This window comes from Pantoea sp. XAF26B01_ASV70 (assembly GCF_054512635.1).
Map to the genome: position 1 here is coordinate 1,556,859 of NZ_CM137251.1, position 24,303 is coordinate 1,581,161.

The window sequence follows — 24,303 nt, forward strand, 5'->3', positions numbered from 1 at the left end:
GCTGCCTCTGACGGGCAGAAGTTGAAGGAAATAAGGATATCTGTCAGGGCGGGGTAATTATGCCTGTTCTTTCATTAATCGCATCACAATCGTCATAAAGCCGTGAAATCACTTTGCTATGCTGAAAGACAGACGGTTTTTTCAGGCAAATAAGGAGCAGGAAATGAGTCAGAATCAAACCCGGCAGTTGGGTGACAGTGGTATCGCGGTGCCGTTGCTGACGTTTGGCGGCAACGTGTTTGGCTGGACAGTGGATCAAACCACCTCCTTTTCTCTGCTGGATGCGCTGGTGGATCGAGGCCTGTGGTTTATCGATACCGCCGACGTCTATTCCCGCTGGGCACCGGGCAATAAAGGCGGTGAATCGGAAACCATTATGGGTGAATGGCTGAAAAAAAGCGGCAAACGCGACCAGATCGTGCTGGCAACCAAGGTCGGCATGGAATTGTCGCCGGAGAAAACCGGGCTGAAACCGCAATATATCCGTCAGGCAGTTGAAGATTCACTGCGCCGGTTGCAGACCGACTATATCGATCTCTACCAGGCGCACCGCGACGATCAGGATACGCCGCTGGCAGAAACCCTGAGCGCCTTTGACAGCCTGATCAGAGAGGGCAAAGTGCGGGCGATTGGTGCTTCCAATTACAGCGCGGCACGGCTGCAGGAGGCGTTGCAGGTCAGTGAAACGCAGGGGCTGGCGCGCTATGAAACCCTGCAACCTGAATACAATCTTTATGACCGCCAGCCCTATGAATCGGAGCTGGAGCCGGTGGTGATGGCGCAGGGGCTGGGCGTTATTAACTACTATTCACTCGCCAGCGGCTTTCTCAGTGGCAAATACCGCGAGGCGGCGGATGCCGGTAAAAGCGCGCGCGGTCAGGGTGTCGTAGATAAATACCTTAACCCGCGCGGTTTGCGGATCCTGGACGCACTGGACGCTATCAGCGAAGCGCATCAGGTGACGCCGACGCAGGTGGCGCTGGCCTGGCTGATCGCCCGTCCCGGCATCACCGCACCGATTGTCAGTGCCACCTCGCTGAAACAGCTCGACGATCTGACTGGCGCGATGCAGCTGACGCTGACCCCGGCGCAGATTGAACAACTGAATCAGGCAAGCCAGTAAACACAAGGGGCGATAGCGCCCCTTTTTACGCTACACCTGTCAAAAAATTGGCACCCCGCCCAGAGAATAACCAATCAGCGATCCCGATCACAAATGCGTTAATAAACGGATGTTACGGGTAATTATGCGCACGTATTTACAAAAAACAGAGGTTATCCAGCACTATCCTCTGCGCGTCATTTTCCGTAACTTACATAAGAATAAGCAAGATGAAAAACAGAAAAGCAGAGCAGCGTTTCCCGCTGCGCCGTGTGGCAACCGGCACCCTAATCCTGGCCATGTTTTCCGCGCAGGCGTTGGCCGCTGACGCCCTGAGCCCGGACTCCGAATGGATGTTTGGTGACTGGGGCGGGTACCGAACGCAGCTGCAGGACGACGGCATTAAGTTTGACGTTAACTACACCATGGAAAGCGCCGCGAATTTAGTCGGCGGGGCAGATACCAATACCACCATGCGCTACAGCGATCAGTGGTCGTTTGGCACCAATTTCGATCTGCAGAAGCTGCTGGACTGGCAGGATGCCGAGTTCCAGATGACCGTGACCAGTCGTAACGGACAGAATCTTTCTGAACAGGTCGCGGATCAACGCACCGGTATGCTCTCCTCGGTGCAGGAGGTTTACGGTCGCGGCCAGACCTGGCGTCTGACCCAGTTCTGGTTACGCAAAGGATTGTTTAACGATGTGGTCGATGTGAAAGCCGGGCGGGTGACGGTAGGGGAAGACTTCGATAACTTCGATGGCAATCTGTTCCAGAACCTGGCGCTGGGTAGCGGGCAGGCGGGTAACTGGCGCGGCGATCGCTGGTTTAACTGGCCGGTCTCGCAGTGGGGCGGCCGGGTGAAATTCAATATCACGCCGGACGTTTTCTTCCAGGTCGGTTTCTATAATCAGAACAGCGCTAACTACGATCGCGGTGATGGTTTCCGTCTGGATACCAGCAATTCAGAAGGGAATCTGGTGCCGGTCGAACTGGGCTGGAAGCCAACCTTCGGGCCGGAGAAATTACCGGGTAACTACCGCATCGGCTATTACTATTCCTCGGTGGATGGCGATGTTTATGGCAGCTGGCGCAACGGCGGCTATCAGGATCAGGCCCATTCCTATGGCGGCTATCTGCTGTTACAGCAACAGCTGACCGCGCAGGATGGCGATGTGAATCGCGGTCTGGGTGTGCGGGTGCAGGCGGTGATGAACGATCACAAGACCTCAAAGACCGACAACTATCAGTCTATTGCGTTTACCTGGACAGGACCGTTTGATGCCCGTCCTCAGGATGAGATCGGCGTGGGCGCGTCACGTATTCATGTGAACAGCGACTATACCCGCTCACTGCGTCAGCAGAATCAGGCTAATGGCGAGAGCCGCTTTGACAGCCCGACCTATCTGCCGATTCAGGAAGGTTCAGAGTACAACTATGAGGTTTACTACAACGCTAAAGTAACTAACTGGATGTCACTGCGTCCTAACCTGCAGTATGTGGTTGCCCCTGGCGCAGTCAGTGAAGTGAAAGATGCGTTTATCGGCGGTATCAGCGCCAATATTGCCTTCTGATTTTCCGGGCGAGCGAGCCGCAGTACGGGCCTGAGCACCTCTGCTGCTGCCGGGCCGTCCTCGCGCCGCTCACGCGGTACCTTCGGCTTTGACGTCGTGCCGACGAACCGTTCGGGGATCGGCCCTCTCTGGCCGGCCCCGAACTGTCCACGCTTCCCGGCGTGGACTTCTGGCCCGGCGTCACGCCTCAGCGCTGCGGATAGCCCTTTCAGCAGCAGAGGCGCTCAGGCCTCCACTCTCGTGCCCTTTCTGACAACATGCACTCAAGCTTCAGAGCAGGCCGGGGCCCGGCACCAGACTGCGTTATCACCTGTCGCTTAACTGACTGGCATTACACCCTCAGGTGCCGTCTTTGTTATTGCAGTGCAAGCCTAGCGGAACATAACTTCCGCCCAGCGGGCCAGCCCTGCGGTGACGGAGGCGAAATCATCGCCACCCGCAATCGGTGTATCCGGCAGCGTCTGCTGCAACGCCGCGCGCAGCAACGGCGAACGCGCACTGCCGCCGGTCAGGTAAATCACATCAGGCTTAATCTGGCTGGTGGCTAATGCCAGCTGCACCTGTTCCAGAATTTTCTCCAGCGGCTGACTGATGGCGTCCTGCAGCTGATCCACGCCAATCTCTGTCTCTAATGCGGCGGCAATAAAGTCCAGGGAAGCGGTATGCGCCGGGCTGGCTGACAGCGCAATCTTGCTCTCTTCCGCTGCGCGCACCAGGCGATAACTGAGCTTCTGCTGCCACACTTTCAGCAGGCGAGCCACTACGTCACCCTGTTCCGCATCACGCACTAAATCCCGCAGCCACTTTCCGCAGGCGGGACTGTAAAAGTCACTTTGTGCCGGAACATCATTGATGGCGATCGCATTCCACCACGGCAGCGCAGGCAGGGCGGTGCCTTTCTGGGTGTTACCGCCCAGACCGAGTAGCGGCATCAGGGTCTTAAACGTCAGCATGATGTCCAGGTCGTTACCGCCGACACGGCAACCGCTGTGGCCCAGCAGGCTTTCACGGCGGTCAGCTTTATCACGCCACTTCGGCCCCATCAGCAACATTGAGCAGTCGGTAGTACCACCGCCAATATCCACCACCAGTACCCGCGTCTCCTGCTGCAGCGTGGCTTCGAAATCGAGTCCGGCCGCCACCGGTTCGAACTGGAACTCTACGTCGCGGAAACCGGCGCGGTGGGCGGCGCGCAGCAAAATACCTTCAGCCTGCTGGTTAGACTCTTCACTGCCTAAACCCTGGAAGTTGACCGGGCGTCCGATCACCGCCTGATCGATAACCTGATCAAGCTGGCTTTCACCCTGCTTGCGGATGTGCAGCATCATGGCGCAGACCAGATCTTCAAACAGGGCAATCTGCTGTGGCTTCAGGCCAGTAGCACCGAGGAACGATTTGGGGGATTTAACGAACCAGACATCTTCGGGATCGACCATATAGTGCTGCAGCGCGGTGAGGCCAAACTGCACGCTATTGGGCTGGACATCGATATCTTCTTCGCGGTTATATCGCAGCGCCCGCTGCAGCAGCGCCGTGGTTTCGCTGTCAGGTGTCGCGACCTGATGATGACGATAGAGCCATTCGCTGATCGACTCGCGGGTCGGCGCACAAATCATCGACGGCAGCAGGCGCTGATCATTTTCCAGCGTTAACAGACGTGGCGTGCCATTTTCGCTGACTGCAATAGAGCAGTTAGCCGTGCCGTAATCGAATCCTATGAACATTTTCGCCCCCATGCCGGAAAAAAGGGGGCGACTTTAGCGCAGCTTCAGCAGGGTGGCAAGCGGGCAGCGCCGGAATTAACGAATAGCGAAGATGTGATCTTCAGCCAGTGAACGTAACGGCTGGCGCTCCGCCACGGCACTGCCCCAGACGCCGTTAACATCAAGGTTAGCCAGGGTGCTGAGCAGGGCCGGTACCGAAACCGGACCGGCCAGCACCGAGATATTGCGCTGTGTGGCCTGGCCCTGAATGATGGTCAGCAGCATCTCATCCATCAGGTTATTGTGAACGTTGGCAACCAGTTCAGGCGCCAGCACCAGATAATCGACCACCTCGTCACTCAGCAGATTGAAGGCATCCAGATTACGGCCAAAATGCTGCAATACGATGCGGCAGCCGCACTGCCGCAGTTGCAGCAGCGCGGCATAGAGCTGATCGCCCTGGCTCAGCACGCTGGCGGCAGGGAAAGCAAAACCACAGCCGCTGCTGGAGAGACCGGCGGCGACAAAGCGCTGACAGAGTTGCTGCACAAAAGCGACATCACTCAGCACCTGAGCATTGAGCGGCAGAATCACCGGAATGCCTTTGTTATTGAGCCGCTGCACGTCGTGGCGGAAAAAAGCCTCAAGAATATTATTATCCAGCCGGCGACGCAGCGTTTCATCAGGCAGGTTATTGCGCAGCAGTGTCTCATCCAGCAGCAATCCGTCAGCGGTTAACAGCTGCACCTCAAGCAGCCAGATAAAGGCGGCCTGCGGCGTTTTTGGCGGCGCAACGGCCCAGGCGGGCAGTTCGATCTGCAGCGCATCAATCATCGCCGCATCCATACCCTGATGGTTGCCCGACAGCGGTAAGCGATGCTGTTCGTAGACCACCAGCCGTCCGCGCCCGCTGCGTTTGGCGTTGTAACAGGCGATGTCCGCCTGCGAAAGCACGTCGCTGCTCTGACAGTTTTCTGCTGAAATCTGCGTCACGCCCGCGCTGGCACCGACCTGATAAAGGCGTCCCAGCCACTGGAACCGGTAATCATTTACCGCGGCGACAATGCGCTGCACCACATCATGTGCCTGTCCGATATCGCAATCGGGCATCAGTAGTGCAAACTCATCACCGCCCAGTCGCGCAAGGAAATCGCTGCTGCGCAGAGGGTGCTGCATCAGATCGGAGAGTTCGCGCAGTAACGCATCGCCTGCAGCATGCCCGGCGCTGTCATTGACCGCTTTAAACTTATCAAGGTCGATAAACACCAGCACGTGCTGATGCTGATGTTCAGCGGCATCAAACAGCAGACGCTTAAGCTGAAGTTCGAAGCTGGCGCGGTTAGGCAGACGGGTCAGGGTGTCATGCAGCGCGCTGTAGCTCAGGCGCTTCATCAGTTTGCGTGACTCACTCACATCCTGAATGACCATCACCGCCCCCTGTTCCAGACCCGCTTCCGAACGCAGCGGCGTGATGCTGTAGTGAATATCGATATGGCCGCCGTCCGGGGTATGCAGCACCAGATCTTCAGCGAGACCGGGGGTGACTTTTTCCGGCGGCAGCTGGCATAACAGCAAACTCTCTACCTCAGGGCCGTTACGTCCCTGCGTGATATGCAGCAGCTCACTCAGCGGCTGACCGGCGGCCTGCTCCTGCGACCAGCCACTCATTTTCTCCGCCACCGGGTTCATAAAGGCAACGCGCATCTCTTTATCGGTGCTGATGACCGCTTCGCCGATCGAATCCAGGGTGATCGCCATGCGCTCTTTCTCCTGAAACAGCGCCTCGTTAAGATTGCGTAGCGGCGTGATGTCCTGACAGATGCCCAGCATACGCTCAATGCGGCCTTCTTTACTCAGCAGCCGGTTGGCCTGAGTGCGCACCCAGCGATGTCCCTGGTCATCGACCACGCGGTACTCCATGTGAAACGCGCTGCGAAGCTCAATCGCCTGTTGCACCGTCAGTGCGGCATACTCGCGATCGGCGGGATGCAGCAGATGGATCCAGAGGTCATAGCTGGGTGACTCATGCGGGGCAAGACCAAACAGCGCGTACATGCGCTTGTCCCATAACATCTCGCCGGTCAGCAGGTTCCACTCCCATACGCCAATGCCACCCGCTTCGTTGGCCAGCGTAATACGCTCCATCAGCCTGCGATTCACCTGCTCGCTCTGCTTCAGCTCAGAGATATCGATAATCTGCGCAATAAAGTAGAGCGGTTCCTGGTTACCATCGCGCACCAGCGATACCGTCAGCCGCGCCCAGACAATCTCGCCATCTTTGCGGAAATAGCGCTTCTCAAAGGTGTAGGTATCAATCTCACCCGCCAGCAGTCGGTTCGCATGTTGCAAATCGAGGCTGAGATCGTCGGGATGGGTGATCTGCTGAAAAGTCAGCCGCTTCAGCTCCTCAGCCGGGTAGCCCAGGATCTGGCACAGCGAGCGGTTGACCTGCAACCAGCTGCCGTGGGGCGCCACCAGCGCCATCCCGATGGCGGAGTACTCCATGGCGTGACGGAAGCGGGTTTCACTGTCAGTGATATGGAGCTTTTCGCGCCGGAACGCATCCATCACCAGCGACATAATGTGACTGGGGATTAGCACCAGCAGGAACGGCAGCCAGCTGGAGACCGGGCCCAGCGCGCTGTTGTTGTTCACCACGCTGACCAGATCAAAGGCGAGCAGTATCGAGATAAAACTGGCGTTCAGGAAGAACAGCACGAACGCCTGCAGCTTGGGCAGGCGGACCGCGCACCAGAAGAGGATCACCACGATAAAGGTAAAGGGCCACGGCAAAAAGCGCAGCGCCAGATAACTGGCCCCGAGGGTGAGAAGAAGCGTCAGCAGAGCTTCGGCCAGGCGCAGATTGCTGAACCCCGTGCGACGCAGCGGCCACGGCAGCAGTAACAGCATCGGGCCTAACACCAGCATGCCGATGATTTCGGAGATCACCCAGGTATAAAAGAAGGGAAACGAGGCGTGGCCGCTGACCTGTAGCGTCCAGAGTGCCAGCAGGCCGCCGAGCACCGGCGTCACGATGCCCACCGACAGTACCATCCGTGCCCAGTCATGCAGTGAATCCAGCGGCGCGCGCCGATCCAGCAGGGCGCGCAGCAGCATGCCACCCACACCGGCCTGGATAAGATTGAGCAGGGCGAATTTAATGTTCGAGAGGGCAGGCCCGATGATGATGGCGTTAGCCCCGGCGGTGCCAAGCACGCAGGCTGTCAGCAGCAGCGGGAGCTGGCGTGACGGGCAGCGGAAAACCACGACGGTCATTAACGTAGTCGGAAACCAGAGCGGGGAGATTTTGCCGCTGACGACGATCAGTTCCAGACAGAAGAGTGTCAGGACAAACACCACGCAGCCAAGGAGCAGCGCCGAGAGCCAGCGGTTTGGCGTGCTATTTTGCGGGGACAGGATCTCTATCGTCATGCGGACTTCCGGCAGGGTGCAGCGCTCCACAATGGCGTATCAGGCACCAGTCATTCTCTCACTGCATGCTAGCACATCCGGCAAAGAAAAAAGGGGTGAAATCAATATTGCCCGTTATTCGGCGAATTGACGGGCACGCTAAGATTGATTGCCAGCACGTTGATTACTGGCGGAAAAGATCGGCGCGGGTATAGGGTTTCTCCATGCCCGCAAGGCTGGCGGCGAAACGCTCCAGGAACTGCTGCGTGGTGGCGACACGACCGTGACTCATCAATACAAACGGCACTAACAGCGCAGCACCGACCTGCGGCCAGCTGAAGCCTTTGAGCGAGGTGCGACGCTGGGATATCAGAAACGCCGTGCTCAGCGTGAAGCCCAGCAGCAGCCCGGTGACCACCTCACTTTTTGAGTGTGCGTGGATGACCAGGCGGGAGAAACCGACCATCAGGGGAATCAGATAGCCAACCCCAATCGCCGCAATGCGCCACATCGCGGACCAGCGCCCGGAAATCAGCCACAGCATGACCGGCCACAGCGTGGCGGACATGGCACTATGACCGCTGAAACCGGTAAAATTAAAGCGGGCGCTGCCGATGCCAAACCCCAGAAACAGAATTTTAGAGATGCTGACGGTCAGGCCAGCCAGGCCAAATGCCACAATCCAGTAAAAGACCGTATGACGATTATCACTCTTCCACGGCAAAATCAGCGCAATAATCACGGCTGTTGGAATCAACAGCATGCTGTCGCCAAAATAGGTCAAAGTCTTCCAGTGCATACCACTCCTGATGCATCTTCGGTCGTCACGTTAGCGACACGCGTTGTCTGAACAGCGCGCCGCGCAGGCCATTTTTTTTATAGTATGGTGTGCCGCTAGTTTATCGGTGAAATGAGTGGCGTCCAAAGGAGAAAGTCTGAAAAGTCGTCGACGCCATTTCTCTGGCATCAAAAGGCCGAAATCCCTATACTTAGCGCGAACACACCCTCTCCATTTCGGCCCGTCCGCTGCCCGCGTAATGTGTGACCAGTGGCAGGCTCCAGTTATCAGGTCTTAAAAAAGTATGACTGACAAGTCTCATCAGTGCGTGATTGTAGGCATTGCCGGCGCTTCCGCATCCGGTAAAAGTTTAATTGCCAGCACGCTCTATCGTGAAATCCGTGATCAGGTAGGTGGCGAGCACATCGGGGTCATCCCGGAAGATGCTTATTACAAAGATCAAAGTCACCTCACCATGGAAGAGAGGGTTAAAACCAATTATGACCATCCGAGCGCGATGGATCATGATTTGCTGTTGCAGCATCTGCAGGCGGTTAAAGCTGGTCAGGATATTGAGCTGCCGGTCTACAGCTACGTTGAGCACACCCGCACCCAGCAAACGCATCATCTGAGCGCAAAAAAGGTCATCATCCTTGAAGGCATTCTGCTGTTAACCGATGCCCGTCTGCGCCAGGAACTCAACTTCTCTATCTTCGTGGACACGCCGCTCGACATCTGTCTGATGCGTCGTATGAAACGTGACGTCAATGAGCGTGGCCGCTCAATGGATTCGGTAATGAGTCAGTATCAGAAGACCGTGCGTCCGATGTTCCTGCAGTTTATCGAGCCATCAAAACAGTACGCCGATATCATTGTGCCGCGCGGCGGAAAAAACCGTATCGCCATCGATATCCTCAAGGCGAAAATCAACCAGTTTTTTGAATAACACACGTCCGTCCGGACGTGGTGCAGACCGGCGGCAGGCAAGCATGCCGGTTTGCTACACTTATGCCATGGAGTTACCGCAATGAGATTATGCGATCGCGATATTGAAGCCTGGCTGGACAATGGCAAACTGGCCATTGAGCCACGCCCGCCGGTCGAGCGCATTAACGGAGCCACCGTCGATGTGCGTCTGGGTAATCAGTTCCGCACCTTCAGCGGTCATACCGCGGCCTTTATCGATCTGAGCGGCCCGAAACAGGAAGTGAGCGCGGCACTGGATCGGGTCATGAGCGATGAGATCGTATTGCCTGATGGCGAAGCCTTTTTCCTCCATCCGGGAGAGCTGGCGCTGGCGGTGACGCTGGAGTCCGTGACGCTGCCTGACGATCTGGTCGGCTGGCTGGATGGCCGTTCATCGCTGGCGCGACTTGGGTTGATGGTACACGTTACGGCTCACCGCATCGATCCTGGCTGGCAGGGCCGTATCGTGCTGGAGTTCTACAATTCAGGTAAACTGCCGCTGGCTCTGCGTCCCGGCATGTTGATCGGCGCGCTGAGTTTTGAACCGCTTTCAGGCCCGGCTGCGCGTCCCTACAACCGGCGTGAAGATGCGAAATATCGCGGTCAGCAGGGCGCTGATGCCAGCCGTATCGACAAAGACTGATCTGAGGATGTAATGAAAAGAGTGATAACCACGCTGGCCATCCTGTTAGTGGTGGTCGTAACGGGAATGAGCGCGCTGGTGCTGCTGGTCAATCCCAACGACTTTCGTGCCTATATGGTGCAGCAGGTCGAACAACGCAGTGGTTATCGCCTTGAGGTCAGCAGCGATCTGCGCTGGCACGTCTGGCCTCAGCTCAGCATTCTGGCCGGCCGGATGAGTCTTACCGCGCCGGGCGCCAGCCAGCCGATGGTCTCGGCGGAAAACATGCGGCTGGATGTTGATCTCTGGCCACTGTTATCCCATCAGCTCAGCGTCAGCCAGGTGATGCTGAAAAATGCGATAGTGCGGGTGACGCCAGATAGCCGCGCGCAGCGTGCCAGAAATGCGCCCCAGGGTCCGCGTGATGCGGAGCCGGCTTCGCCTTCCAGCGGCTGGTCATTCGATATCGCTAAACTGCGGGTAGCAGACAGTCTGTTGATCTGGCAGCAGCCAGGCGGCGACGAGTATAATTTCCGCGACCTCAACATTAATATGGAACAGGACGCGAACAAGCTGGCGACGCTGTCGCTGAGCACCACGCTGATGCGCAACCAGCGCAACGCCACACTGAATCTCAAAGGCCAGCTGGATGCCGCGCAATATCCCCATCGCCTCAGCGGCCAGTTGCAGCAGCTTGATTACACGTTGTCCGGCGCCGATATTCCGGCACAGGGGATCAAAGGCTCGCTGAGCCTGCAGGGCGAGTGGGATGGTGACCGCCAGCAGCTCTCCTTCAGTAATCTGCAGCTCACCGCCAATGACAGCACCCTGACCGGGCAGGGCAGTGGCCATATTGCGCCACCGCAGCAGCTGGCGCTGGATCTGAAAGCCAGCAACCTTAACGTCGATAATTTACTCACCAGTGCGCCCGTCTCTGACGCACCTGGCGTGCAGCACGCCACCGTAGCCCGTTCGCCGGTGATTGCTGCGCCGCGGGAACGCAGCAACGCCGACTCTCCGCTGAATGACCTGGATCTGGCGCTGAAGTTACAGGCTGACAATGCGGTATGGCGCGGACTCTCTCTGACCAGTCTTTCGGTGAACGCCAGCAATCAGCAGGGAGTGATGACGCTGAAGACGCTCAGCGGCAAGCTGGGCAATGGCAGTTTCTCCATTCCCGGCAGTATCGATATCCGTCAGCCAGAGACGCGGGTCAGCCTTAAACCCCAACTCCGGTTAATTGCGATTCAGCCGCTGCTTAAAGCGTTTGAACTGCCGGAAAGCGTGCAGGGGAATCTGAGTCTGGATGGCGACCTGTCGGGTGATACGCTGACGGTCGAAGCAGCCAAACGTCGCTGGCAGGGCAGGGCGACCATCAGCGCCAGCAACCTGAAGCTGGCACAGCTGAATCTGCAGCAGATGGTGCAGCGTGCCGTGGCGCGGGTCAGCGATAAGGTCAGCAGCGATCAGGCGGTGGATGAGGGGATTGAGTCGATTAGCGCACAGGTGGCGCTGAATAAGGGCGTACTCAGCTTCAGCGATATCAATGGCAACGGCCAGAATCTGGGCTTGCAGGGCGCGGGCAAAGTTGACATGGTGCAGCAACAGCTGGATATGACCCTGGGGCTGAAAATCAGCGGCTGGCGTGGCGATGATGCGCTGGTGAAAGCGCTCTCCAGTCAGCCGGTTCCGCTGCGCATGTATGGTCGCTGGGACAGCCTGCAATACTCTCTGCCGGTGGATGACGTTCTGCGTAACCGGTTGCAGAGTGAGGCGAAATCACGGCTGAATCAGTGGATCGATCGCCAGAAAGAGGGCGAGAATAAAGAGAACCTGAAGAAAATCATGCGCCCGTAACGGGCGCATTTCCTTCAGCCAGCTAATTGCTCAGACCTCGTAACTGATATCGGGCTGCAGCAGGATCTCGACTTTCTGCACCCGATGATTTTCGACCTGCAGCGTTCGCAGAAGATAGTCACCCAGTTGCAACACTTCGCCTTCCTGAGGGATGTGTTGCAGCTTATCCATCAGTAATCCCGCCAGCGTATGATAGTCACCCTGCTCATCGAGCGGCAATTTCACATAGAGCGCCAGATCTTCCAGCGGCATATGACCGTTAGCAATCCAGTGACCTTCATCCTGAATCTGAATATCGTAGCGAGCATCGATTTCACCCGCCTCATTCGGCAGATTGCCGGCGATGGTCTCCATTACATCGCTCAGCGTCACCACGCCTTCCACCGAACCAAACTCATCGACCACAAAGGCGAAGTGAGTATGGGCCTGACGAAACTGTTCCAGCGCCTGCAGCACCGTCAGCCGCTCAGGAAAGACCAGCGGCTGTCGAATCAGGGCGCGTAAATCCAGGGAATTGTGGTGCAGTGACTGGTGCAGCAGATCGATAACGTGAACTACGCCCAGCGGTTCGCTGGAGTGATCCGTGATCAGTATTCGCGTGTGCTGGTTGCGGTCGAGGCGCGACATTATCTCTGCCGGATCATCACTGAGATCGATATGTTCGACGTCGTGGCGCGAGGTCATGATGCTGTTAATGTGGCGCTGACCCATGCCCAGTACGCGGGCAATCATCACCCGTTCCTGCCGGTTAAACAGCATGCTGTCATCGCTGTCAGCAATCAGTGAGGAAGTTTTCGCATCCAGCTCCGCCGGTTCTGCCGCGCCGCGCAGCAGGCGTAACACCGCTTCCGCCGTACGCTGGCGTAGTGGACGACCGGCCGACAGCACCCGACGACGATTAAAGTGCGCCAGCTGGTTCAGTGCCTCAATCACCACCGAGAAGCCGATTGCCGCATAGAGGTAGCCTTTGGGAATCACAAAACCAAAGCCTTCCGCCACCAGGCTGAAGCCGATCATCAGCAGAAAGCTTAAGCAGAGGATCACAATCGTCGGATGGTTGTTCACGAAGCGGGTTAACGGCTTGCTGGCGAGCAGCATCAGCAGAATGGCGATGGTGACCGCAATCATCATGACCGGTAAGTCATTAACCATGCCGACGGCAGTAATCACCGCATCCAGCGAGAAGATGGCATCCAGCACCACGATTTGCGCCACCACCGGCCAGAATTTAGCGCCGCCTTTTTGTTGACCGGACGCCTCATCATCCCCTTCAAGACGCTCATTCAACTCTGTGGTGGCTTTAAATAGCAGGAAAATCCCGCCTGTCAGCAACAGTAAATCGCGCGCACTGAAGGGGTGGCCCATAAGCGTAATCCAGGGTTCTTTCAGCGTAACCAGCCAGGAAAGCGATGCCAGCAGCAATAATCGGCACAATAACGCCAGCAGCAGTCCAATCACGCGCGCGCGGTCGCGAAGCGGCCCTGGAAGCTTCTCCACCAGGATGGCGATGAAGATCAGATTGTCGATGCCTAAAACCAGTTCCAGAACGATTAGCGTTACTAATCCCGCCCATAGCGAGGGATCTGCAATTACCTCCAGCATGCGTTGTTCACCTGAATGTCTTAAATTGAGTTTTCTCTGATGATAGTGGAGTGCGAAGCCACGTACAAATGGCAGGGCAGGGGGCATGTTCTCAGATAACCGCGCTATATCGTGCAAAATATGAACATAATAGTGTGACGCTTTGATTAACTTCACAGGGCGCAGTAGAGATAATTCTTAGTCATTGGCTGACAGGAAAGAGATATTCACCTGTCGGGCTTATGCGATTTATCTCATCGGGAGTATGGCATTAATCCGAATTGTGAAGAAAGGATTGCACTGCCCGTCAGGCCTCAATACTAATTGCTGGTAGTCTTTTTCCTAAAATAGTCCAGGGATGGCGGGACCTGCTTGTAAACAAGCCAGTAATAACTAGTATAGCAACAAGTTAGCAAACTCTGCCCCAGAGTCGTAATCTGCGTACCTATTCGACATTAATCGCAATGTCACGAATGAGTAATTCGCCTGTGAACGTCTGTATGATGCGTTGCGGTAACGCTAACACATTACGGGGAGCATTATGAATGATGACAGCGATATTGGCAGCGACAGCCAAGGGCGGTAGCGTGCCCGAATCGCGTTTTTGTTGATAAAGTGAGCAGCGCTGGCGGTGGTTAAGTCAGAGTAATCTGTTGGTATTCATCACGATATTATTGGTTTCATGGTTAAGATCATTGGCGTAAACGCCGCAGGAGCTCCCCTTAGAAACGGCTCACTCTGGAGAGGTTTCGTCGCTTAATGATTAAACAGGCGATAGCCGTTGCGGGTTTAAGGAAATAAAATAAAGAGTTAAATATGCGCGATACAGAATTTACGTTTAAAAGTCTTATTACCAAATTAATGCTGGCATGTTCAGACTTAATTTGTTTCAACGCAGCGTTCTTTTTGGCGATGATGCTAATTAATTTGCAGTCAGATTCGCCGCTGGCAGATATTTCTGAAAAAGAAATGAATTTAAAAATTGCCACACACATTTGTCTGTCGGTAATTTGTATTGGCTGGTTCTGGGTAAGGCTGCGTCACTACACTTACCGCAAACCTTTCTGGTTCGAATTAAAAGAAGTTTTTCGTACCATTCTTATATTTTCTGTTATCGACCTGTCGATTACCGCCCTGTCGCAGTGGCAGATGTCGCGTTTCGTCTGGTTACTGACCTGGATCCTGGCGCTGATTTTAATTCCGACCTGCCGCGCGCTTTCTAAACGTCTGCTGAATAAAAATGGCTTGTGGAAAAAACAGACCATTATTATCGGCAGCAGCAAAAATGCGCACGAAGCCTGGCAGGCACTGCAAAGCGAAGAGGTCATGGGTTTTGACGTTATCGCCTTCTATGACGTTGATGGAACCTGTCCGCAGGAGATCATGAACGGCGTGCCGGTGCAGCGCGACGAGCAAGAACTCTGGAGCCTCACCAACAGCGAAACGCAGTTTATCGTTGCCGTTGAGTATGAGCAGAGTCAGTACCGTGATGTCTGGCTTAAATCGCTGGCGATGCACAACTGCCGTTCAGTGTCAGTGATCCCAACCCTGCGTGGTGTACCGCTCTACGGTACCGACATGGCCTATATCTTCAGCCATGAAGTGATGATCCTGCGGGTTCAGAACAACCTCGCTAAACGCACGTCGCGCTTCCTGAAGCGGGCATTCGATATCGTGGGTGCGCTCTCGATTATCCTGATGCTGATGCCAGCGCTGCTGGTACTGGGCTTCCTGGTGGGTCGTGACGGTGGACCACCGATTTATGGTCACGAGCGTGTGGGAATGAATGGCCGTAAATTCAAATGCCTGAAATTCCGCTCGATGGTCATTAATTCAAAAGAAGTGCTGGAAGAGGTGCTGCGCACTGATCCGATTGCCCGTGCGGAATGGGATAAAGATTTCAAACTCAAAAATGATCCACGTATTACTAAAGTGGGCCACTTCATCCGTAAAACAAGCCTCGATGAGCTCCCTCAGCTCTGGAACGTGGTGCGCGGTGATATGAGTCTGGTCGGACCGCGTCCGGTCATTGAAGATGAACTCTGTCGTTATGCCGGTGATGTTGATTATTACCTGATGGCAAAGCCAGGCATGACGGGATTGTGGCAGGTCAGCGGTCGTAATGATGTTGACTATGAAACCCGCGTCTATTTCGACTCGTGGTACGTGAAAAACTGGTCACTGTGGAACGACATCGCGATTCTGTTTAAAACAGTGGGCGTGGTGTTGAAACGCGATGGTGCCTATTAATCGTGAGTCGGAATGAGCGCGTTAATGCGCGCTCAGAGGTGTTTTGCCGTTGTCAGGCGTGTCGTTGATAGTGGCCATCATCAGGGATATCGCTGTGCATCCATAGTCCGCTATGATGCGTGGCGTTCAGGGTACACCCTGGTAGATGGCCGCTACTTATAACAAGTGGAGCAAGGATAATGAACGACAGGTTCAGTGCTTAAGTCAGGTAGGATTTACTTTTTGTTGGACGCTTACACAGCGGCGGTTTCGCCTCTATCAATAAATAACTGATAGCGAAGATCTAAATGATTACAATCAAAATGAAATTGATACCCTTGCTGGTATCCGCCACATTCCTTAGCGGGTGTACGATCGAACCAGGTTCTCACCTTTCTACATCAGGAAAAGATGTTGTTGAACAGCAGGATAGCAACTTTGACATCGATAAATATGTCAACGTCTTCCCGTTAACGCCTTCACTGGTTGAAAGGATGCGTCCGAAGCCACTGGTGGCTCAGACGAATCCTGCCCTGCAGAACGAAATTCAGAACTACGAATACCGTATCGGTGTGGGCGATGTCCTGACCGTAACGGTCTGGGACCACCCGGAACTGACCACCCCAGCGGGTCAGTACCGTAGCGCCAGCGACACCGGTAACTGGGTGCATTCTGACGGCACCATTTTCTATCCCTACATCGGTCGTGTGCGTGTAGCGGGCCGTACCGTCGGCGAAGTGCGTGACGAAGTGTCACGTCGTCTGGCTCAGTACATTGAAAGCCCACAGGTTGATGTCAGCATCGCCTCGTTCAAATCACAGAAAACCTATGTGACGGGTTCAGTGACCACTTCTGGTCAGCAGCCCATCACCAACGTTCCGTTGACGGTGCTGGATGCGATCAACGCCGCTGGCGGCCTGGCCGCTGATGCTGACTGGCGCAACGTGGTGCTGACGCACAACGGTCGTGAACAGCGCATCTCTCTGCAGGCACTGATGCAGAATGGTGACCTGAGCCAGAACCACCTCCTCTATCCAGGCGATATTCTTTACGTTCCGCGTAACGATGATCTGAAAATCTTCGTGATGGGTGAAGTGAAGCAGCAGACCACCCTGAAAATGGACCGTAGCGGCATGACGCTGGCGGAAGCACTGGGCAATGCGGCCGGGATGGATCAAACCACCTCTGACGCCACCGGTGTATTCGTTATCCGTCCACTGCACGGTACCGATCGCAACAAGATTGCCAACATCTATCAGTTGAACACCAAAGATGCGGCATCCATGGTGATGGGAACCGATTTCCAGCTCCAGCCTTACGACATCGTTTATGTCACCTCTACGCCGCTGACGCGCTGGAACCGTGTGATTGGGCAGTTGATACCGACCATCGCAGGTATCAACGATGCAACACAGGCCGCATCGCGTATCCGTACCTGGGGTAATTAAGGTCCCATCATGATTAAGTCCGTGTTAGTCGTTTGCGTTGGCAACATCTGCCGCTCTCCTACCGGAGAGCGCCTGTTTAAACGTGCGCTGCCTGATTTAGACGTTCGCTCTGCCGGCCTGGGGGCGCTGGTCGGCCACCCGGCCGACAAGACGGCGTCTGAAGTCGCTGCTGCGCAGGGTCTGTCGCTGGAAGGACATGAGGCGCAACAGTTGACGGCAGAGATGTGCCGCAACGTTGACCTGATTCTGGTGATGGAAAAGCGACATATTGAACAGGTGAATCGCATCGACCCGGCCGCGCGTGGCAAAACCATGCTGCTTGGGCACTGGCTCAATCAGAAAGAAATTGCGGATCCGTACAGAAAAAGCCGTGAGGCCTTTGAAGAGATTTACGGATTACTGGAAAACGCTACCCAGAAGTGGGTGAACGTATTAAGCCGATAGTTGGGATTATCCATGAATATAAAAAATAAGGTCAGAACCGCGCCGGGAGAGGATTCGAATGGATGGGATCTGGCGCATCTTGTGGGACAGCTAATTGATCATCGCTGGATCATTGTTGCCGTTACCGCTTTTTTCATGCTGGCGGGAACACTCTACACACTGTTTGCAACACCCATTTATAGCGCAGATGCGTTAGTTCAGGTTGAGCAGAAGAATGCCAGCACCGTTCTGAACGAAATTGACAGCATTCTGCCACCGACACCAGCCTCTGATACGGAAATCGAGATTCTGGAATCCCGTATGGTCATCGGCAAAACCGTTGACGATCTGGGTCTGGATACCGTCGTTGAGCAGAACTATTTCCCGGTTATCGGTAAAGGTCTGTCGCGCCTGATGGGCAACAAACCCGCCAGTATCGCGATTTCGCGCCTGGAAATCCCACGCACTATCGACAAACGTAACGTTGAACTGGAAGTGACCGGTCCGGATAGCTACACCGTCTCAAAAGATGGCGATGAGCTGTTCAAAGGTAAAGTCGGCCAGCTGGAGTCGCACGGCGACATCAGCATGCTGGTCAGCGAGATTCACGCTGATGAAGGCACCAGCTTCACCGTGACCAAGCTGAATAACCTGCAGGCGATCCGTTCAGTGCTCTCTAACCTGACCGTGGCTGACAAAGGTAAAGATACCGGCGTGCTGGGTCTGGAGTATCTGGGTGAAGATCCAGAGCAGATCAGTAAAGTGCTGAACCAGATTGTGAATAACTATCTGTTACAGAACGTTGAACGCAAGTCAGCGCAGGCAGAGAAAAGCCTGGAGTTCTTACGCACTCAGCTGCCTGCCGTGCGCAGCAAGCTGGATGAAGCGGAAGACAAGCTGAACACCTTCCGTCGTCAGAACGAATCTGTTGACCTGTCACTGGAAGCGAAATCCGCTCTGGACTCCTCTGTCAGCGTGCAGAGTCAGCTGAACGAACTGACCTTCCGTGAAGCCGAAGTCTCTCAGCTGTTTACCAAAGATCACCCGACGTATCGCGCGCTGCTTGAAAAACGCAAAACGCTGGAAGGTGAGCAGGCTCAGCTGAACAAGAAAATTGCTGGCATGCCACAGACTCAGCAGGAAATCCTGCGTCTGACCCGTGACGTTCAGTCTGGTCAGGAGATCTACATGCAGCTGCTGAACCGTCAGCAGGAGCTGGGTATCAGTAAAGCGAGTACCGTAGGTGATGTCCGCATCATCGATGGCGCGCAGACCGCTAACTCGCCTGTTGCACCGAAGAAGCTGCTGATCATCGCCGCGAGCCTGATTTTCGGTCTGTTCGTGTCAGTGGGTCTGGTTCTGCTGAAAGCGCTGTTGCATCACGGCATCGAGAACCCGGATCAGCTGGAAGAGCTGGGCATGAATGTCTATGCCAGCGTTCCACTGTCAGACTGGCAGCGTAAGAAGGATACCGAAGCCCTGGCGCGTCGTGGCAGCAAGGTGAAAACCGATCCGCACGAAACGCTGCTGGCGCTGGGTAACCCGACTGACCTCTCCATCGAAGCGATTCGTAGCCTGCGTACCAGCCTGCACTTCGCGATGATGGAAGCGAAAAACAACATCCTGATGATCACCGGTGCCAGCCCGGGTATTGGTAAAACCTTTATCTGTGCCAACCTGGCGACCCTGGTCGCGAAAGCGGGTCAGCGTGTTCTGTTTATCGATGGCGACATGCGTCGTGGTTACACCCACGAACTGCTGGGCGCAGATAACAAATCAGGTCTGTCCAACGTGCTGTCCGGTAAAACTGAGTTCAGCCCGGCGCTGATTCAGCAGGGCGTGTACGGTTTCGACTTCCTGCCACGTGGTCAGGTTCCGCCGAACCCGTCTGAGCTGCTGATGCATCGTCGCATGGGTGAGCTGCTGGAGTGGGCGAGCAAGAACTACGACCTGGTGTTAATCGATACGCCGCCAATCCTGGCCGTCACCGATGCCTCTATCATCGGTAAGCTGGCCGGCACCTCACTGATGGTGGCGCGTTTCGAAGCCAACACCACCAAAGAAGTGGACGTCAGCTTCAAACGCTTTGCCCAGAACGGTATTGAGATTAAAGGTGTGATCCTCAACGCCGTGGTGCGTAAAGCCGCTAATGCGTATGGCTATGGGTATGACTACTACGCCTATGACTACGGCAAGACGAACAAAAGCTGATCATTGAGCAATAAAACAGGGGGCGGTCTGACCGCCCCTTTTTATCGTCCCTTTGAATGACGACACGCATCAATTTACACAGGTTATTCTGTCCAAACCCACAAAAGCGATACATCTATAAATCGCATGGCGAGCGTCACTCAACAGAATTCATCACCAGCAGGCATCGCCCGCACGCAATTTGTGACCGTGCCATCAGACTCGCTGTAAAGCCAGTCGGGAAGGCGAAGCGTGATTATTGCTGGCATGAGAACTTGTGGAATTAAGGAATCACACCATGGCTCCATATTGGTATGTATCAGGCTTTTTACTGCTGCTTTCGCTGTTTGAAATAGCGCTAAAAAAAGACGAACGCACAAATTATATTCTGACCTGGCTACTCTGTTTTGCCGCCGTGACTTTGATTATTTTCGGGGGAATACGCGGTCTTGGTACCGGCATGGATGACTTTCAGTACCGGAGCTTCTTCGAAGACTTTGTAAGACGTATTGAGATTAATGGCTTCTTTAATACCGTTGCGTTTTTCCGTTACGAACCGCTGATTTTTGCGATGGCCTGGCTCACCAGCCTGTTTTCGCACAATGCCAGCATCTTCCTGTTTGTCTTCTGCGCCATTGCCGTTTCCATCAATACCTGGTTTTTCAGGAAGATGTCTCCGTATCCGGTGCTGGCGCTGGTGCTCTATTCGGCGCACATCTTTATCAACAAAGACATTAACCAGATTCGCTTTGGCCTGAGTTCTGCGCTGTTCCTTGGCGTTCTCTGGTCGATCTATCTCAAGCGCTACTGGTGGGCATTTGCCTTCTTTATTCTGTCGTTCACGAGCCATAACACCGGTGTCATGGTGGTGACGCTTGTGCCGTTCCTGTTTATCCGGGACTGGCGCTGGTGGCCGGTCATTATCATCGTTGCCAGTCTGCCGCTATCGGTTGTGGGCGGCTCGGGCTTTATTGCCCTGATTGCCGGTCATCTGGGATCGCTGGGAGAGAGGGCATCGGGCTATAACAATGACCCCTCCTATGCAATGGGTGGCAGCATCCTGGCCGTATCGAACCTGAAAAACATCATGCTGGTGTTCGTCTTCTTCTATTTCATGCTGACCGATAAGCTGAAGCGCGAGAATTACGCCCAGTATCGCCTTAACTATCTGCTGATTTTAAGTTTTGCCATCGGCGGGGCGATCAGGATCTTCCTGTACAACTTCCCGTCAGGTTCGCGCCTGTCCAACTATCTGCAGCAGGTTGAGCCGATCATCCTGACCTCGCTGATTTATCAGGCAAGGCGATCCTGGAAGCCAGCGCTGTATGCCATGCTGGTGTTCTTCCTGCTCTATTACCTCTACTACAACACCATTTCAACCAAACAGGCCGTTACCGGTTATGAAGTGGCGCGGGAGTTTTGGCTGATCCACTAATCAATCTGACGACCGCCTCTGGATGACGAGTTTCACCCAGGGGCGGTCGTCGGTCAGAACACAGGTTTTTCATCGACCGTTGTCGAATGAACTGTTTATTTTTGAACTACTTTAATGAGGTGCTGGCAATGAAGGACATTCGTTTCTCCATCGTAATTCCGGCTTATAACGCGTCAGAATCGATTGTCACGACGCTGGATTGCGTTAAAGCACAAACGTATCGCAATTTCGAAGTCATCATCGTTGATGATAAATCTGCGGATGCCGCCGCGCTGGCGGATGTGGTGCGCAGCGAACGCTACCGGGATCTCGATATCAATCTGGTGCTCTCCGAGGTCAAACTCAACGGAGCCGGTGCACGTAACAAAGGCATTGAGCTGGCGACCGGTGACTACGTCAGCTTCCTTGACGCCGATGATGAGTGGGCGGCGGACAAACTGCAGCAGGTGAGCGAAAAAATTGCTCAGCTGGACGCGCAGGGCAAAAAGAATTTCGTCATTTTCAGCCAGGTGAATATCTATCAGGATGGCACGTTCCTGAAAGTGATGCCGATGCAGCCGCCAGGCAACAATGAAACGGTCGCGGAGTATCTGTTCGGCTGCTACGGCTTTATCCAGACCAGCACCATTGTGCTGAAGCGGGAAGACGCGGCGAAAATTCAGTTCGATACCCGCTACATCCGTCATCAGGACTATGATTTCTGCATTCGTGCCGACCGCATGGGCTATGACTTTGTGATGATCGCTGCACCGCTGGCGAACTACCACCTGGTCACTAAGTTTGGCTCGAAACACAAAGGCGAATCGGTGAACTACTCGATGTTCTGGCTCGATAGCATGAAGCCGCATCTGACCCCGCGTGATATCCACACCTACAAAGCTTTTAAGCTGCCGCTGCGCTACAAGATGGATGGTAAGTCGCTGATGGCGAGCCTGAGCTTCGCGCGCTACTTCTTCCTCACCAACAAAGACAACCGTGCTTATTTCATGAACCGGGTTAAAGACAAGGTCAGAGCACGTTTCGGCGGTGAGAAAGCGATCTCCTGACGCGCGCCGCGCCTCGCTCTGCTCCTGATGCCAGGAGCGACTCTTTTTACGATTAATTCAGGGTTGAAGATGAATACTTCTGTTGGAACCGTTGGCATTGTCATGCCTATGTATAATGCACGTCAGACGGTGTTACGCGCGGTGCAATCGGTTATCAATCAGCACTATACCGACTGGCATCTCTATCTGGTCAACGATAAATCGACCGATGACTCGCTGGAATTTGTGCGTGAGCATTGTCAGGATCCGCGCATTACCATTCTGGATAACGCGGTCAACATGGGCGCAGCAGAAACCCGTAACGTCGGGCTGCGCGCGGCCACTGAAGAGATTATCGCCTTTCTCGACAGCGACGATGAGTGGCATGCGGATAAGCTGACCCAGCAGGTCGCTGCCATCGCGGCCGGTGATGATTTTGTGATTACCGAATATCACTATAAAACCCGCAAGGCTGAGCACGACATTACCTACGGCAAACCTTACCTGCAGCAGGAAAACTTTGTGAAGAAGCAGTATCGCGTCTGCTTCTCCTCCGTCTGTTTCCGCCGCCCGCCGCAGGGGCTTTTCTTCCAGCGCAAAGGCCACGAAGATTTCCTGTTTTTGTATGAATTATTCACCCGCTATAAGCAGGCACGCGTAATTCAGACGATTCTGGTCAACTATTACGAATTAGGCGATTCCCTTTCCCGTAATAAGAACAAAGCGGCCCAGTGGCACCTTGAATTATTAAGAATTATCTATAAAAACAATCCTTTAAAAATCTATTACTATTACGCCTGGTATATGGTGAATGGTGTGCTGTTTACCCTTAAGCATCGTTAAGCCTGTCGGCAGGATTGTCTTTAAAATTTGAGGTGGATAGCGTTTCATGAAAAAAATTGTCCTGGTGATCAAAGATGCTTATTCGTATGCGGGCACCGAGAACATCTGTAACTTCATGTCAGAGTGTCTTGGCGAGACCCATGAAGTCACCATCTACTCGCTGGAAGGCAGTGGAAAAACCTTTTACCCGTTTGAGCACGTCAAACAGATCGTCAGCTTTGAAGGGCAGAGCAATCCGATCAAAAGCGCGGTTGCCCGGATTCACGAAGAGGGTTTCGATACCGTCTTCCTGATCAGCATGGGTCGCCTGAGCGTGATGTTCGCGTTCTGGAATCTGCTGGCGATGAAGAAGAAGCGGGGCAAAGCCTACGCCTGCGAACACATCGCCATTAACTCCTTCAGCAAACCGATTAAGTTCCTCAAGTTTCTGCTGCTGCGCTACTACGACCGCGTGATTGTTCTGACCGACAAAGATCATCAGGTGTTCAGCCGCTGGCGCATTCCCAGCAAGCAAATCCCCAACCCGGTGGTTTACAAAGACTATCAGCGCCAGACCCGTCATCGCCAGGCGCTGGCCGTAGGCCGTCTGGATAACCAGAAGGGCTTTGACCTGATGCTGGATATCTGGCGCGACTTCGCCCGCAGCCATCCTGACTGGACGCTGGTGATTGCCGGTGACGGTGAACTGCGTCAGCAACTGCATGACCAGGCGGCGGTGCTGGGCATCACCGACAGCGTGAAGTTTGTCGGTAAGGTCAGCAATATCAACGACTACTATCGCGACAGCGATATGGCGCTGATGACCTCGCGCTATGAAGGATTGCCACTGGTACTGCTGGAAGCAAAATCCTGGTCACTGCCGGTAGTGGCATATGACTGCCCGACCGGTCCACAGGAGATCATCAATCACGGTGAAGATGGTTTCCTGGTTCCGATGAACGACAAAGCCACGTTTCTGGCCCGAATGGAGCAGCTCGCCAGCGATGACGCGCTGTTCTATGCCATGAGCGAAAAAACGAAACAGACCGCGCTGAAATTCGACGGTAATCAGATTAAGCAAAGCTGGCTGTCACTGGTTTAACCGGAGCTGGAAAAGCTCACTTGCGACGTGCCTCA

At 54.6% G+C, this 24,303-nt stretch carries 17 protein-coding genes; 13 read left to right on the forward strand and 4 right to left on the reverse strand.

From position 1 onward, the window contains the following. Positions 1 to 163: 163 nt before the first annotated feature. Positions 164 to 1,123: an aldo/keto reductase gene (locus ACX8ZY_RS07315; protein WP_010670985.1), complete on the forward strand. Its 960-nt coding sequence runs from the start codon at positions 164 to 166 to the stop codon at positions 1,121 to 1,123. Between the two features lie 209 nt (positions 1,124 to 1,332). Beyond that, entirely contained in the window at positions 1,333 to 2,676 is a 1,344-nt protein-coding gene (locus ACX8ZY_RS07320; protein WP_199267443.1) for a carbohydrate porin, read from the forward strand. Positions 2,677 to 3,047: 371 nt separating this feature from the next. On the opposite strand, the gene yegD is transcribed toward ACX8ZY_RS07320, so the two are convergent. The 3 genes from yegD to ACX8ZY_RS07335 all read right to left on the reverse strand — a co-directional run bounded on the left by yegD (position 3,048) and on the right by ACX8ZY_RS07335 (position 8,589). After that, the gene (gene yegD, locus ACX8ZY_RS07325) at positions 3,048 to 4,400 is read right to left on the reverse strand and encodes a molecular chaperone (protein WP_033788265.1); all 1,353 of its coding nucleotides are present in this window, start codon (positions 4,398 to 4,400) and stop codon (positions 3,048 to 3,050) included. Between the two features lie 75 nt (positions 4,401 to 4,475). After that, positions 4,476 to 7,811, reverse strand: a complete 3,336-nt coding sequence (locus tag ACX8ZY_RS07330) for a diguanylate cyclase (RefSeq protein WP_158131555.1) — start codon at positions 7,809 to 7,811, stop codon at positions 4,476 to 4,478. Between the two features lie 163 nt (positions 7,812 to 7,974). Next, positions 7,975 to 8,589, reverse strand: a complete 615-nt coding sequence (locus tag ACX8ZY_RS07335; protein WP_010248160.1) for a phosphatase PAP2 family protein — start codon at positions 8,587 to 8,589, stop codon at positions 7,975 to 7,977. A 283-nt stretch (positions 8,590 to 8,872) separates the two neighbouring features. Between ACX8ZY_RS07335 and udk the strand changes: the two genes are divergently transcribed. From udk to asmA, 3 genes are all read left to right on the forward strand, one after another. Further along, on the forward strand, positions 8,873 to 9,514 hold the full coding sequence (gene udk / locus ACX8ZY_RS07340; RefSeq protein ID WP_010670982.1) for a uridine kinase: 642 nt from the start codon (positions 8,873 to 8,875) through the stop codon (positions 9,512 to 9,514). Positions 9,515 to 9,595: 81 nt separating this feature from the next. Beyond that, a complete protein-coding gene (gene dcd / locus ACX8ZY_RS07345; RefSeq protein ID WP_004571280.1) occupies positions 9,596 to 10,177 on the forward strand; it encodes a dCTP deaminase in 582 nt (193 codons plus the stop codon). Positions 10,178 to 10,189: 12 nt separating this feature from the next. Next, on the forward strand, positions 10,190 to 12,013 hold the full coding sequence (asmA, locus tag ACX8ZY_RS07350; RefSeq protein ID WP_158131556.1) for an outer membrane assembly protein AsmA: 1,824 nt from the start codon (positions 10,190 to 10,192) through the stop codon (positions 12,011 to 12,013). A gap of 30 nt (positions 12,014 to 12,043) precedes the next feature. Here the strand turns inward: asmA and ACX8ZY_RS07355 are convergent, their stop codons facing one another. Beyond that, positions 12,044 to 13,615, reverse strand: coding sequence for a TerC family protein (locus tag ACX8ZY_RS07355; protein ID WP_010248151.1), 1,572 nt, complete (start codon positions 13,613 to 13,615; stop codon positions 12,044 to 12,046). A gap of 795 nt (positions 13,616 to 14,410) precedes the next feature. Here ACX8ZY_RS07355 and wbaP point away from each other — a divergent pair. The 8 genes from wbaP to ACX8ZY_RS07395 all read left to right on the forward strand — a co-directional run bounded on the left by wbaP (position 14,411) and on the right by ACX8ZY_RS07395 (position 24,268). Beyond that, positions 14,411 to 15,844, forward strand: coding sequence for an undecaprenyl-phosphate galactose phosphotransferase WbaP (wbaP, locus tag ACX8ZY_RS07360; protein WP_459260908.1), 1,434 nt, complete (start codon positions 14,411 to 14,413; stop codon positions 15,842 to 15,844). A gap of 287 nt (positions 15,845 to 16,131) precedes the next feature. Next, positions 16,132 to 17,271, forward strand: coding sequence for a polysaccharide export protein (locus tag ACX8ZY_RS07365; protein WP_010248145.1), 1,140 nt, complete (start codon positions 16,132 to 16,134; stop codon positions 17,269 to 17,271). A 9-nt stretch (positions 17,272 to 17,280) separates the two neighbouring features. Continuing rightward, a complete protein-coding gene (locus ACX8ZY_RS07370) occupies positions 17,281 to 17,715 on the forward strand; it encodes an arsenate reductase/protein-tyrosine-phosphatase family protein (protein WP_010248142.1) in 435 nt (144 codons plus the stop codon). 12 nt (positions 17,716 to 17,727) lie between these two features. Further along, positions 17,728 to 19,905, forward strand: coding sequence for a tyrosine-protein kinase Wzc (wzc, locus tag ACX8ZY_RS07375; RefSeq protein ID WP_010248139.1), 2,178 nt, complete (start codon positions 17,728 to 17,730; stop codon positions 19,903 to 19,905). 277 nt (positions 19,906 to 20,182) lie between these two features. After that, positions 20,183 to 21,319 carry an EpsG family protein gene (locus tag ACX8ZY_RS07380; RefSeq protein ID WP_010248137.1) on the forward strand — a complete coding sequence of 379 codons (1,137 nt, stop codon included), beginning with the start codon at positions 20,183 to 20,185 and terminating at the stop codon, positions 21,317 to 21,319. Positions 21,320 to 21,447: 128 nt separating this feature from the next. Continuing rightward, positions 21,448 to 22,365, forward strand: coding sequence for a glycosyltransferase family 2 protein (locus ACX8ZY_RS07385; protein WP_158131557.1), 918 nt, complete (start codon positions 21,448 to 21,450; stop codon positions 22,363 to 22,365). A 69-nt stretch (positions 22,366 to 22,434) separates the two neighbouring features. Further along, complete coding sequence (locus tag ACX8ZY_RS07390) at positions 22,435 to 23,187, forward strand: glycosyltransferase family 2 protein (protein WP_010670978.1); 753 nt, start codon at positions 22,435 to 22,437, stop codon at positions 23,185 to 23,187. A 46-nt stretch (positions 23,188 to 23,233) separates the two neighbouring features. Then, entirely contained in the window at positions 23,234 to 24,268 is a 1,035-nt protein-coding gene (locus ACX8ZY_RS07395; protein WP_010670977.1) for a glycosyltransferase, read from the forward strand. The last annotated feature ends 35 nt before the right edge of the window (positions 24,269 to 24,303 follow it).